7 protein-coding genes and 1 pseudogene are annotated in these 13,435 nt (G+C 69.4%); 5 read left to right on the top strand and 3 right to left on the bottom strand.

Features of this window, described 5'->3' with window-relative positions:
* The 5 genes from AC5WS8_RS38030 to AC5WS8_RS38010 all read left to right on the top strand — a co-directional run.
* The coding region (locus AC5WS8_RS38030) for a DUF7008 domain-containing protein (protein ID WP_496108057.1) at nt 1-809 on the top strand (809 nt) is incomplete at its 5' end.
* 23 nt (nt 810-832) lie between these two features.
* On the top strand, nt 833-4,732 hold the full coding sequence (gene pglY / locus AC5WS8_RS38025) for a BREX-2 system ATPase PglY (RefSeq protein WP_496108056.1): 3,900 nt from the start codon (nt 833-835) through the stop codon (nt 4,730-4,732).
* Entirely contained in the window at nt 4,732-7,650 is a 2,919-nt protein-coding gene (pglZ, locus tag AC5WS8_RS38020) for a BREX-2 system phosphatase PglZ (protein ID WP_496108055.1), read from the top strand. The genes pglY and pglZ overlap by 1 nt, the downstream gene beginning before the upstream one ends.
* A 121-nt stretch (nt 7,651-7,771) precedes the next feature.
* Nucleotides 7,772-9,124: a BREX system ATP-binding protein BrxD gene (gene brxD / locus AC5WS8_RS38015; RefSeq protein WP_365186261.1), complete on the top strand. Its 1,353-nt coding sequence runs from the start codon at nt 7,772-7,774 to the stop codon at nt 9,122-9,124.
* A gap of 28 nt (nt 9,125-9,152) precedes the next feature.
* Nucleotides 9,153-11,324 carry a DEAD/DEAH box helicase gene (locus AC5WS8_RS38010; RefSeq protein ID WP_496108054.1) on the top strand — a complete coding sequence of 724 codons (2,172 nt, stop codon included), beginning with the start codon at nt 9,153-9,155 and terminating at the stop codon, nt 11,322-11,324.
* Between the two features lie 244 nt (nt 11,325-11,568).
* Here AC5WS8_RS38010 and AC5WS8_RS38005 read toward each other — a convergent pair whose 3' ends face one another.
* The 3 genes and pseudogenes from AC5WS8_RS38005 to AC5WS8_RS37995 form a co-directional block, all read right to left on the bottom strand.
* Nucleotides 11,569-11,949 carry an NUDIX hydrolase gene (locus AC5WS8_RS38005; RefSeq protein WP_496108059.1) on the bottom strand — a complete coding sequence of 127 codons (381 nt, stop codon included), beginning with the start codon at nt 11,947-11,949 and terminating at the stop codon, nt 11,569-11,571.
* Nucleotides 11,950-11,978: 29 nt separating this feature from the next.
* Nucleotides 11,979-12,089, bottom strand: a pseudogene (locus AC5WS8_RS38000) (NUDIX hydrolase); the annotation flags it as partial.
* A 248-nt stretch (nt 12,090-12,337) separates the two neighbouring features.
* Nucleotides 12,338-13,234, bottom strand: a complete 897-nt coding sequence (locus AC5WS8_RS37995) for a DUF5655 domain-containing protein (RefSeq protein ID WP_496108058.1) — start codon at nt 13,232-13,234, stop codon at nt 12,338-12,340.
* Nucleotides 13,235-13,435 lie beyond the last annotated feature (201 nt).

Genomic DNA, 13,435 nt, shown 5'->3' with positions numbered 1-13,435 from the left:
CTAGCGGCAATCCCACCATCACCACGCTCGCCCGGCTTGCCGAAAGCCTGTCCGCCGACGAGGACTTCACGTCCGTTACCGAGCTGTACGCACCCCGGCAGGACCTCGTGAAGATCGTGCGGGAGCTGCTGTCCGAGGAGCACGTGCCGTTCGTTTCTGCGCTGCGGTACAAGCCGACCGGGCTGAAGAAGCGTGCTGACTGGGAGCAGGTCTGGGAGTTGCAGCGGGAGGAGGACGCGGCGCCCGACGAGCCCGCCAAGCGGAAGGTCCGCGAGCGGACGCCCGTGCCGCCGAAGTACACCTCGGCGGACTTCCTGAAGCCGAGCTACTGGCGTGCGCGCGGCAAGCTGGATGTGCCCAAGGAGCGGTTCGTGTCCTACGGCACGGTCAACGCGCAGTCGCCGGAGCTGTACGGGTGGGCCGGCTGGGATCACCTGGAGCAGGCCCTCGCGCTCGCCTCGTACATCCAGCAGGCTGGGCTCAGCGACGACGACCTCGTGCCTTACCTGGCCGGGCTACTTGAGCTGCAGCCGTGGCTGGAGCAGTGGTACGGCGAGTACGACCCGGAGTTCGGGGCGTCGCCGGCCGCCGAGATCCTGGCGTTCAGGCAGCAGAAGCAGGGCGAGCTCGGGTTGACCGACGATGCACTGCGGGCCTGGCGTCCGTCCGCCGTCAGCCGTGGACGCGGCGCGTCGAAGGCCGCCACATCGAAGACGCGCACGGGCACGAAGGCCGCCGTCCAGACGTCCATCATCGACGCCGACAATGACACCGTCACCGAGGCCGTAAGCGACGCAGAGTCCGCCTGAGTAGGGCGAGGAGCAGACACACCATGGCGTTCATGAACAGGAACAATCCTCGTCCCGAGGACCGGCCGCTGCTTCGGGAGTTGATCGACATCCCGGAGTCGGTGTCCACCTCCGACTTCGTGTTGAAGCTGAACGAAGCGGTCACGCCTGAGGGGGCCGAGGCCGCGCTGAAGGACTACGTCGTCACCGACCGGCTGCTCGGCAACTTCGACGAGGCCCTCGACCTGATCAAGTCGGCGCTGGACAGCCGCTCTTCGAAGGCTGCCTATCTACACGGCTCGTTCGGCTCCGGTAAGTCGCACTTCATGGCGGTGCTGTACGCGCTGCTGTCACGTAACCAGGCCGCCCGGGCGCGCCGCGACCTCGACCCGGTGCGGGCCCGGCACGCCTGGCTGGATGCGGACGACCGCAAGTTCCTGCTGGTGCCGTATCACATGCTGGGTTCCAAGTCCCTGGAGCAGCGCGTGCTCGGCAAGTACGTGGAGCACGTACGGAAACTCCACCCAGACTGCCCGCTGCCGCAGGTCTACCGGACCGACGGGCTCTTCGAGGACTTCGCCGAGCAGCGCCGCCGGAACGGCGACGAGCGAGTGATCGAGCAGCTCGCCGATGCCGGCGACGGCCAGGAGGACGAGTGGGGTGACTCCTTCGCCTGGACCACTGAGCTGCTGGACCAGGCGGTGAACGCGCCAGAGGAACACGAGAACACCAAGGACCTCGACCTGGAGAACCCTTCCACGCCGCGGGAACTGCGGGCCCGGCTCGTGCAGGACCTCACCCAGACCCTGTTCCCGTCGTTCTCGCGCAACGCCTCCGAAGATGCCGACGGGTTCGTCTCGCTGGACAAGGGGCTCGGCATCATCGCCGCGCACGCCAAGTCCCTTGGCTATGACGGGCTCGTCCTCTTCATGGACGAGCTGATCCTGTGGCTGGCCTCCCGTATCCACGACCAGAAGTTCGTCTCCCGCGAAGCCGACAAGATCACGAACTTTGTGGAGGGCGGCGACGAACGGCGCGCCATCCCAGTGGTGTCATTCATCGCCCGCCAGCGCGACCTGCGTGAGCTGGTCGGCGAGGAGATGTCGGGGGCCGCCGAGGCCGCCGTCCAGGACAGTCTGAAGCTCAGCGGCGGGCGGTTCGACAAGATCGTCTTGGAGGACCGCAACCTCCCACAGATCGCGCAGGCCCGCCTGCTCAAGCCCACCAGCCCGGAGGCCGAGGCGAAGGTGGAGGCTGCGTTCGCCGAGGCCAAGAGGCTCGGTCCGGACGTATGGGACACCCTGCTCGGCCACGACAAGTCCACCACCGGCGCGGACGAGGGCGCGTTCAGGCGGACGTACCCGTTCCCGCCGGCGTTCATGGACACTCTGGTACACATCTCCGCGGCCCTGCAGCGCTCCCGCACTGGCCTGAAGCTGATGAGTCAGCTGCTCGTCGACCACCGCGACGATTGGCGGCTCGGGCAGCTTGTGCCGTTGGGTGATCTCTACCCGGCGATCGCGGGCGGCGGCGACAAGGCATTCAGCGGGGAGACCAGTGTTCATTTCGAGGCCGCCGACAAGCTGTACCGGGACAAGCTCCGCCCGTACCTGCTGAAGACCAACCAGGTCACCGAGGACCAGGTCGAGGCGTACCGACGCCGCCCCGAGACCCTCGGCGACCCGCAACTTGCAGCCCGCTGCCGCGACTTCACTGGCGACAGCCGACTGCTGCAGACCCTGCTGCTGTCTGCGCTCGCGCCCAGTGTGCCCGCACTGGCCGACCTCACCCTGGCGCGGCTGCACGCCCTCAACCATGGCTCCATCACCACCCGCATCGCCGGGACGGAGGTCGGTCGGCTCGAGCAGAAGGCGAAGGAGTGGGCGGCGACCTTCCCCGAGATAAAGGTGACCGGTACCGGGCCGGGTGCGGTGGTGCGCCTGGAGCTCACCGGTGTCGACCTGGACGCCGTCCTCGCCAACGCCCAGGTCCACAACAACCAGAACAACCGGCGTGCCAAGATGCGCGGCCTGCTCAAGGAGGCGCTCGGCGTCAGCGACGGGCCTGGCGGCTTCGACGCGTACGACGTGCTCAACCTTGTGTGGAAAGGCACCGAACGGCAGGTCGAGGTGGTCTTCGGTAACGTCGCCGATGTCGACTCGCTGCCCGAGGCGACCCTTCGGCCAAGCCAGGAGGACGCCTGGCGGCTCATCGTCGACTTCCCCTACGACGAGGGTGAGTTCGGGCCGATGGACGACCTGCAGCGGCTGCGCGCCCTGCGGGAGAAGCCGGGCGGTGACTCACGCACCCTGGCCTGGCTGCCCACACACCTGACCGATGCTTCCCGCGGCGACTTCGAGCGCCTCGTCGTCATCGACAAGGCCCTCGCTGACGAGACCCGCTTCGACTCCGACTTCGCGCGCAGCCTCAACGCCGACGACAAAGAGCGCGCCAAGGGCATGCTCCAGTCGCAGCTCCTCATCCTCACCGAGCGCGTCACCCAAGCGCTGCGGCAGGCGTACGGGCTCACGCAGAAGCAGGAAGGGGTCGTCGACCTCAGCTTCGACACCCACCTGGTCGCCCAGCAGGACGTGCCCGAGCTGCGGCTTCCGCTCGGCGCGACACTGGATACCGCCGTCCGCGACCTGGCCGGCAAGCTGCTCGCCCACCAGTACCCCGCCCACCCCGACCTGGACCCGGACAGCACTGGCAGGCCCGTGAAGCCTGCCGAAATCAAGACCGTCTTCGAGTACGTCCGCAAGGCCGCCGAGAACCGTGACGGCCAGACCGAGGTCGACTCCAAGGACCGCAAGACCATGGCGCGGATCGCGGGCGGCCTCGGGCTCGGCGCGATGCGGGAGGCGTACTACCGGCAGTCCACCGCCTGGTCCGACCACTTCAACGACCAAGCCCGCCGGAACGGCACCGCCGAGCCGACCCTGGTAAAGCTCTCCGACTGGTGCGACCTTCCCGAGCCGCGCGGACTGCCCGAGCCGCTGCGCCGGCTGCTCGCCGCCGCGTACGCGGAGATGACCGACCGGGTATGGGTGCGCGGCGGCGTCCCCATCGAACCCGCGCCCGCACCGCACGAGCTGAAGCCGGACTACGCCCTGCGTGAGCAGCAACTGCCCACGGAGAGCGTCTGGGCAGAGGCGCGCAAGCGGTTCGAGACCATGCTCGGCGACCAAGCGCCGCAACTGCGGCGCGGCCGGATCGTCAACCAGTTCGCCGCACAGATCAAGCAGGCCGCCGCCTCACTCGGCCAGGACGCCGGACGGCTCGTCGGGGAGTTGGAGAAGCACCGTGCCTTCCTCCAGTTGAACGACGACTCCCCCCGCCTCGTTCTTGCCCGGCGGGCGCAGGAGCTGGTCAAGGAGGTGACGGAAGGGGGCATCGAGGCGAAGACCGTCGTGGACCGGCTCGCCCGCTTCCCTCTCGGCGACTTTTCCGCACACCGGTACGGCATGTCGTTGAAGAGCGCCGGGAAGGTCGCCAGCGCGCTGCAGAACACCAGCTGGGACCAGCTGAGCCTGGCCGACACCCTCGGCGTGGACGGAGCGGCCGTCCTGGAGCGGGTGCGGGATGCTGCTGATGGCGACCCGGGTGATTACCCCGACCTGCCGGGCGTGCTGCACGCCAGCGGCCGGGAAGTGCTGTCCCTGCTGAGGTCTCGCCAGAGCACGACCGAGCGCCCCCAGCCGTCGCCCACTCCCCCGCCGAGCTCCGACAGCGTGGACCTGAACGGTGGATCCGCCCACCCGCAGGTGCTGCCGGAGCCGCCGCAGCAGCCGGGGCCGCGCACACCCTCGCGGTCCGTGGCCCGCTCCGGCGGCGGGCGGACTACCGCCGCCCGGGCCGCCGCCGAACTGCAGGCGGAGATCGCGGCGCTCGCGGCCGAGCACCCGAACGCCACCGTCGAGGTCACCTGGAAGGTCGTCGACTGATGTCCGACACGGTCACCACAGCCCCCGCGACCGCCGGCCCCGCCCGGCTGTCGGCAGGAACCGTCCGTCAGTACCTCGCCGCCCGCAGTCGGCTCGGTGACGGCACGGTCCGCGTACTGCTGCTGCGGGCCGCTCCCGTCTGGGACGGGCCCGCCGTGCAGCGTACGGCGAGCGGGCTGCAAGCGCGGGTGGTCGTCGCGCCCTCGGTGCTGGCCGTGCACGAGCAGATCCTGGGCCACCTCGACGCGCGGACTCCTCCCGACCCCAAAGTCCTGGTCGTCCTCACCGACCGCGAGGACACCGACCTGGACCCCGGGCTGCTCGCCCGCGTCTACGGCGGAAGGATCCGGTCCGTCGACAATTGGGAGGTCGTGCAGGAGGCGTTCGACGCGCGCGGTCTCGACGGGCGGCTGCGGAGGGAAACCTGGGCGGCCGAAGCGCTCCTTGACGCTGCGGCCAGCCGCGGTTGGCCCTCGCTCGGCAAGGGAGTGCTCTCCCGAGACGAGGCCCTCACTCGGCTGGCCCGGCGTCGGCTCCGGCTCGGCCGCCGTGACACGGACGCGCTGGGTGGGCCGGCCGCACACGACGACGGGGACCGCATCGACCCCATCACCCTGTTCCGGTGGACCCAGATTCCCGGCGGCCCCAACCTCCTGCGCGATCTGCGCGGACCGGAACGGGTCGGCCTGGCCGGCTTCCTCGCCGAACCCGAACAGGCCGGCTCCACCGGAAAGATCATTACCGCCCTGGTAGACGCCGACCACGGGGCGGACGCAGCCGCCTACGCGGTCGTCTGCGCGGCTCTGTGGGGGCACGCGGAGGCCGACCACGACCTGTTCCGGGCGCGCGGGCGCGCCGAGCGATGGCTCGGTGACCAGCCCCCCGCCCAGGGCGACGACCTCGACCGGCTCCTTGCCTCCTTCGGGCAAAGCGGTGAGGCGTACGTCCGCGGCCTCGTCGACCGGGGCGAACACCGGCTCGCCGACCCGGTCCTGAGCAGGGCCGCACAGCTCGTCACACAGTTCGGGGCGCAGACCGCCGCCGCTGCCAGTCCGCTGCTCGCCGCCGGACTCGATGCCCGCTTCACCGCAGCGGGCCGCGCCCTCGCCGACGGCGGTCCCGAGACGGTCACGGCTGCCATCACTGCGCTGGCCGAACACGCCCTGGCCGTCGACGGCGCTACCCAGGCCCGTATCGAACGGGTACGGATGGCAGCGCGGCTGCGGCGGTGGCTGGCGTCCCAGCCTGAAGTCGACATCGCCTCGGTGGCCGACGGCGCCGCCCGCCAGATACGCGAACTCGGCTGGGTAGACCGAGCCTTGGAACACCTGGACGCGGGCGGCGACGCAGACGACGCACTCGCCAACGCCTACAGCCGGATCGGCGAGCAGGTGCGCAGCAAACGTCGTGAGCTGGACCGCGCGTTCTCCGAGCGGCTCGCGGTGTGGACCGCAGATGGCACCGCCCCCGGCGCCATGCTCACCGTCGAAAGCTTCCTGGACCGGGTCGTCGCGCCCGTCGTGGACTGTCCCGGCCGACGGGTCCTGCTCCTCCTCATCGACGGAATGAGTGCGGCGATCGCAGCCGAACTGGGTGAAGAACTGCACGGACACTGGTCCGAGTTCGACCCGCTGCAGGGCGCGACCGGAGCACCGGTGAGGCGTGCCGTGGCCGCTGCGCTGCCCACTCTCACCACCGTTTCCCGCACCTCGCTGTTCGCCGGCACCCTGATGAAGGGCGACCAGAACGACGAGAAGCGGCTCTTCCCCCAGCACCCGTGCTGGAAGGGGGCCCCTGCGGCTGTCTTCCACAAGGACGATCTGCGCAGCCCCGACACCGGCTCGCCCTTCTCCACCGCCCTGACTGAAGCGCTCGCCGACGAGCGCACCCATGTAGCGGTCGTCCTAAACACCGTCGACGACCGGCTCGCCAAGGAGCAGAAGCTCGGCGACGGCGCTTGGGAGATCAAGGAGATCGGCGGCCTGGAACCGCTGCTGCGGGCTGCCCGCGCCAACGACATGACCGTGCTCCTCACCTCCGACCACGGCCATGTGGTCGAGCGACGCGGCAGCAAGATCGACGCGGCGGCCGGCGCCATAGGGTCGGCCCGTCACCGAGCCCCCGGCGGACCCGTCGCACCGGCCGAAATTGAGCTGTCCGGGCCACGGGTGGTCTGGCCGGAGCCCGGATCGCGGATCGTCGCGCTGCGGGACCACGACGCCCGGTATACCGCGCTGAAGGCGGGCTACCACGGCGGGGCAACCCTCGCCGAGTTCACCATCCCCCTGCTCGCCCTACTGCCGTTCGGCGCGGAGCCACCTACGGGATGGCGGGAACTGGGCGACCTTACGCCCGCATGGTGGGAGCAGGACAACGAGGCCACCACCGGACTAGCGGCCGAGACGAGGGCCGGAGCCGATGCCGTCGCGGCACCCGAGGCCACCGCTGCACGCCCAAGCCGCAAGCAGGCCAAGAAGGCAACCCCGCCCCTGACAGAGGGCGCTATCAGTCTCTTCGGCGAGGACGAGGTCGCACCCTCCGCACCACAGGAACCTGTCGCCTCTGTAGTGAAGCCCACCGCCGTACCCGTCTCCGATCAAACAGAGGACCCTGCCACCGCACTGGTGAATCGCCTCATGGCCACCGCGCTGTACCAGGAACAGCTGGCACTGCTCGCCCGTGTGCCACGCGACAAGGCGGTTCTGCCGAAGGCTCTGGCCGCGCTGGTCGAAGCGGGCACCCTGCCCATGACCGCCCTGGCCGAACGCGCCGGCCAACCCGCTACCCGTGCCCCTGGCCTCGCCGCGACCCTGGCCCAGCTCCTCAACTATGACGGTGCCCAGATCCTGGAGATTCTCCCCGACAACCGCACCCTGCGCCTGCACCGGGGCCAGCTGATCGAGCAGTTCGGACTGTGAACCGGGTGTCTGCGGCCATGCCGGGCGGGGTAGTCGGCCCGCCCGGCCGCTCCGAGCACCAGCGGCGCGGTGCACGCACGGGTGTCCGGCCAGGTGGGCAGCCGGATGGGAGACTATTCGGGTGAACGCGTTTGGATCTTCAGCATCCGGGGCTACCACCCCGGTCAGCGCGGTGCGGCGGCGTGCTGTCGTGGACGCGCTGCGGCGCGGCGCCGTCCCCGAGAGCGGCCTCGACCTGCTCGCCACCGGACTAGACCGCTTCGAGCGGGCCGTCGATGAGGAACTGGACACTGCCGCCGCAGGCGGTTCGGTGTTCAAGGCCGTGCGCGGCGAGTACGGATCCGGCAAGACCTTCTTCACTCGCTGGCTCAGCGAGCGCGCCAAACGGCGCACCTTTGCCGTGGCCGAGGTGCAGGTGTCAGAGACCGAGACCCCATTGCACAAGCTGGAGACGGTCTACCGGCGACTCACTGAGCGCCTGGCCACCGCCAGCTTCCCGCCCAGCGCCCTGCGGCCGGTCGTAGACGCCTGGTTCTACGCACTCGAGGAGGATGCACTCGCCGACGGCGCGAGCGAGAGCGAGCTGCCACAGGCTGTGGACCGGCTGCTCACTGCCCGTCTGGCCGAGGTGTCCCGACACGCCCCCGCGTTCGCCACCGCCCTGCGCGGATACAAGCAGTCCCTGGATGCCGGCGACGAGGCCACCGCCGCTGCGGTGATGGCCTGGCTCGGCGGCCAGCCGCACGTCGCCGCAGCCGCCCGGCGCAGTGCAGGCGTCCGCGGCGACCTCGACCACTTCGGTGCCTTCGGCTTCCTTCAGGGCCTGCTCACCGTGCTGAGAGACGCCGGGCACGCCGGCCTCGTCCTCGTCCTGGACGAAGTAGAAACCCTGCAACGGGTCCGCTCCGACGCCCGCGACAAGGCACTCAACGCGCTGCGGCAGCTCATCGACGAGGTCCACTCCGGCCGCTTCCCCGGCCTGTATCTCATCATCACCGGCACGCCCGCCTTCTACGACGGGCAGCAGGGCGTACAGCGACTCGCACCGCTCGCCCAGCGCCTCGCCACCGACTTCACCACCGACCCCCGCTTCGACAACCCGCGGGCCGTCCAGATCCGGCTGCCCGGATTCACCGAGGCATCACTGACCGGCCTGGGCGCCACCATCCGCGACCTGTATACCGAAGGCTCCCAGTCCCCCGACAGGATCAAGCAGCTTGCCGACGACTCCTACCTCACCGACCTGGCCCGGGCTGTGGGCGGGGCACTGGGCGGGAAGGTCGGAGTCGCACCACGGCTGTACCTGAAGAAGCTGGTTGGCGACGTACTCGACCGGATCGACCAGTTCCCCGACTTCGACCCGCGCAGGCACTACAAGCTGACCGTGGGCAGCAGTGAGCTCACCGCCACCGAACGGAACTTCGCCGCGCCCGCACCGGCCGCCTCGGCTGACGACCTCGACCTCGACATCTGACGACCCAGTCCCTAAGTCCCGAATTCTGATGAACGGCCCGGGAGTTGCAGACGTGCAGGAGCAGCCGCGCGGCACCGACCCGCTGGAGCGCCTTGACCCGGTAGTCCTGCACCACATCGTCAACACGCTCGGGTGGCCCGATCTGCGCCCGCTGCAGAAGGCGTCCGTGCACCCGCTGATGAACGGCGAGGACGCGGTCCTGCTCGCGCCGACGGCGGGCGGGAAGACGGAGGCCGCCACCTTCCCCCTGCTGTCCGCCATGCGAGAGCAGCGCTGGACCGGCACCTCAGTCCTCTACCTGGCCCCGCTCAAGGCGCTCCTGAACAACCTGGTGCACCGGGTCGACAGCTACGCCCAGTGGCTGGGGCGCCGAGCCGCCCTCTGGCACGGCGACACCCCCGAGTCCGTACGCCGTCGCATCCGCACCGAATCCCCCGACTTCCTGCTCACCACACCCGAGTCGCTCGAAGCGATGCTCATCAGCGTCAAGACCGACCACGCACACATGCTGGGCCGGGTGCGCGCCGTCGTCGTTGATGAGGTGCACGCCTTCGCTGGGGACGACCGCGGCTGGCACCTGCTCGCCGTGCTCGAACGCCTGGAACGGCTCGCCGGCCACCGCATCCAGCGCATCGGGCTGTCCGCCACAGTCGGAAACCCCGACACCCTGCTCACCTGGCTCCAGGGCGCACGCCCCGCCGATCGCCCCGGCCGAGTCGTCGCCCCCGGCGTCACTCTGCCCGCCACAACCGACACCACCGAACACCCGCGTCCCGCAGGGGAGGTGGAGCTCGACTACGTCGGATCGCTCGCCAACGCCGCCAAGGTGATCTCCGCCCTGCACCGGGGCGAGAAACGGCTCGTCTTCTGCGACTCCCGCAAGCAGGTGGAAGAACTCGGTGCGGCACTGCGCGCCCGCGACGTCACCGTGTTCCTCTCACACGCCTCGCTGTCCACCGACGAACGCGCACGCTCCGAGCAGGCATTCGCCGAAGCCCGCGACTGCGTCATCGTCTCCACCTCCACCCTGGAACTCGGCATCGACGTCGGCGACCTCGACCGTGTCATCCAGATCGACTCACCCAGCACCGTGGCCTCGTTCCTGCAGCGCATCGGCCGCACCGGGCGCCGCGCCGGCACATCCCGCAACTGCCTGTTCCTCGCCACCCGGCCCGACACTCTGCTCCAAGCCGCCGGCCTGCTCACTCTGTGGGCCCGTGGCTGGGTGGAACCCGTCACCCCGCCCCCCTCACCCCGCCATCTCGTCGCCCAGCAGCTCCTCGCCATCACCCTGCAGGAACACCGCGTCGGCGACCGGCTGTGGCCCGAGCAGTGGAACGGCCTGGCTCCCTTCGACCAGTCTGCCGCGCCCCTCCTGTCGCACCTGGTCGCGGAAGGCTTCCTCGACAGCGACGGCGGCATGCTGTTCATCGGCTCCGAAGCCGAGAAGCACTTCGGCCGCCGGCACTTCATGGAGCTGACCGCCTCCTTCACCGCACCCCCCGAGTTCACGGTGCTCGCTGGACGCACCGAGATCGGCACCACCGACCCCACCGTCCTCACCGAAGAACGACCGGGCCCGCGCCGCCTGCTGCTAGCCGGCCGCAGCTGGCAGGTCACGTTCATCGACTGGGCCCGACGCCGTGCCTTCGTGGAACCCGTCGAGGACGGCGGCATCGCCAAATGGCAGGGCAGTGAAGCCCGCGGGCTGTCGTACGCCCTCACCCGCGCCATGCGCGACGTCCTGCTCGGCACGGATCCCGACGTCCGCCTCACCCGCCGCGCCGTCGCGGCCCTTGCTGAACTCCGCATGGACCGCGCACCCCACGAAGTACACCCGGCGGGCACCCTGCTGGTCCGCGACGCGGACGCCACCCGCTGGTGGACCTGGGCCGGGTACCGCGCCAACGCCACCCTCACCGCCTCCCTCGGCAACCTCGCCGACCCCGTACAGCGCCCCACTGACACCCATGTCCGCCTCCGTCAGGACCTCTCCCCCACCGACTGGAAAACCGCCCGCGCCGAGCTCCCCGACTCCCTCACCCTGCCCACCGTTGACCCGCGGGCAGTCCGCGGCCTGAAGTTCTCGGCGGCCCTACCGCCCCGCATCGCCACCACCACTCTCGCCGAACGCCTCGCCGACTTCGACGGCGCCCTCGCCGCAGCCCGCGAGCCCGTACGGATGGAATGGGGCACCTGAACAACCCGGAACACAGGCGAATTTTCGGGCGGCTGAGGTCCTTCTCGGCCTGGAGGACACTCGCGCTTGTCTCGATGTCGATGCGGTGTCCGGTGCCGTCTACCCACCTAGGCTTCCACCGCGAGGGGCAGGCAGGTCCTGCTCACCAAGGTTGAGGTCCGCCTCCAGCAGCCACGCCCCAGTTCCAGCCTTGGTGCCAACGCACTTACTCGAGCTCGAGAGATCGCACTTGAGATGGAACCACTCAGGTTGCCATGACTGCGTCGAGATACTCTTGCACCGGCTCGAACAGCCCATATGGCACGTACTGCGGGATATCGCCATGGGCGACCCACGCAAGCTCAGCCAACTCCTCGGCGTCCGCGACATGAGCAGTACCGCCCACCACCTCACAGGCCGTGTACGACATCAACCGACCCGTCTTCGGGTGGATCCGCTCGCCGAGCAGCTTCATGGCGACCACCTCCACCCCGGTCTCCTCCTGGGTCTCTCGTACGGCGGCGTCTTCGCGGCTCTCACCCGGCTCAATATCGCCGGCCGGGAACTGCCACGAGAGCTGTCCCTCGCTGACCCGGCGCCGCACCATGAGCACGCGCCCCTCGCTGACGACGATGGCCGCGGCGATGCCCGGCTGCTCCTCCGCGTTCTGCTGCGTTACGTCTGCTCCTCCAGGACAGCCAGGATGGGTGGGAAGATCGTATCGACGGGGATGAAGCGGGGGACCGAGTTTCTTGGGACCCACACGACGTCGATGTTCTCGACTGCGTTCGTTGCCGAGGCGTAAGGCGGACTGCAGCAGGCAGGCGTAGCGGCCGGTCCAGCGCTCGACCACGTCCATGATGCTGCCCCCTCATCGTCGCTCTGGTGCAGGAACCTGCGCGCGGAAGGTGCACTCCTACCGCACTCGCACTGCATGGTCACGCAGCTGGAGCGTCGGAAGAATCGGAATCGCCAGGAGCCAGGCAAACACCCGCCACAGGCTCAGCCCTTGGGCAGGCCACAGAAGGGGCGAGTCACGCTGCCGCGTAGCTCGCCAGGAACAGATTTTGCGCCCGCTCCACATCCCTCGGCGTACGCAACTGCACCTCCAGATCACCCGTCCCATGGTGACCGAGACCGGAGACATCCCGGGTGAATCCCGGGACAAGGTCGACGTCCTTCGGGTCAACCTTCAGGTAGACCAGCAGCTTGCTCCGCTGCGGCGGACAGAGGCAGGCGAAGTTCCGCAGCCGCTGGTACGCCCGGTACGTTTTGCGCTCGACGCAGTTCACACCGTCCCCGAGCCCGAGCAATGCCTCATCGACCGCCCTCTCCAGCTCAACCATCGACGCGTCCTGGATGCCGGCTGTCGCCCGGGCAACCGCCTGGCGGCGGGCTCGGCGTGCCGCCTGCATGCCGCCTCTCCCGGACGCCACGGTCTCAAGCCCGAGCAGGTCGCTCCCGAACAGTCGGTAGCGAACCAGGTCGATCGACCGCCGGTGCTCGTGCACGGCATGCACGTCGTAACGCGTGAAGTCGCCGGCGATACAGATCAGGCGAGGGCTGCTCCACAAGACCTGGGACGCGGCCCTCATCCCGAGCCGGTCGAGGACCAGGTGCTCGAACTCGGCACAGTGGTCCATTAGCCACGCCAGGTAGAACAGGCCCTGGTTGATGACGCCGGCGTCGATGCCGCGCTTGTACTCGACGATGACCGGCGATCCGTTCTCGTCCAGCCCGAGCGAATCGATACGGCCCTTGTGGACCGGCCCGGTGCCGTACTCACTCGCCAGGAAACGGACGCCTAGCAGCGTCTCCATGTGCGCCTCGACGAGACCCTGCACATCTGCCTCGACCTCAGCAAGACGCGGCATGACCTCGCTCACGCCACATTTCGATGCGTCCGTCCGGAACAACTTCAAGCCGACCACCCCCGTTATCGCATAGGAGATCGACAACGTCGGACCGGCAGAGTTTTGTTTCCGCAACCGGCGCGAGTCACGTGAAGAAGGTGTGCCGGATGCCCGATCGACTGGGTCAGCTGCCCCGGCGCGCAGCACGCAGGCCGGTGGTACCCGTGATTCGTCGGCGTCCAGCACGAATCCAGCACACGACAGGAGATGCGGAGTTGA

Source organism: Streptomyces sp. PTL18 (assembly GCF_059510295.1).
Note: the sequence above shows the minus strand (reverse complement) of the source record. Positions and strands in the feature narration are given on the sequence as shown.

Coding starts and splice junctions, on each gene's coding strand:
- pglY (WP_496108056.1), top strand. CDS start 833: ATGGCGTTCATGAACAGGAACAATCCTCGTCCCGAGGACCGGCCGCTG.
- pglZ (WP_496108055.1), top strand. CDS start 4,732: ATGTCCGACACGGTCACCACAGCCCCCGCGACCGCCGGCCCCGCCCGG.
- AC5WS8_RS38010 (WP_496108054.1), top strand. CDS start 9,153: ATGAACGGCCCGGGAGTTGCAGACGTGCAGGAGCAGCCGCGCGGCACC.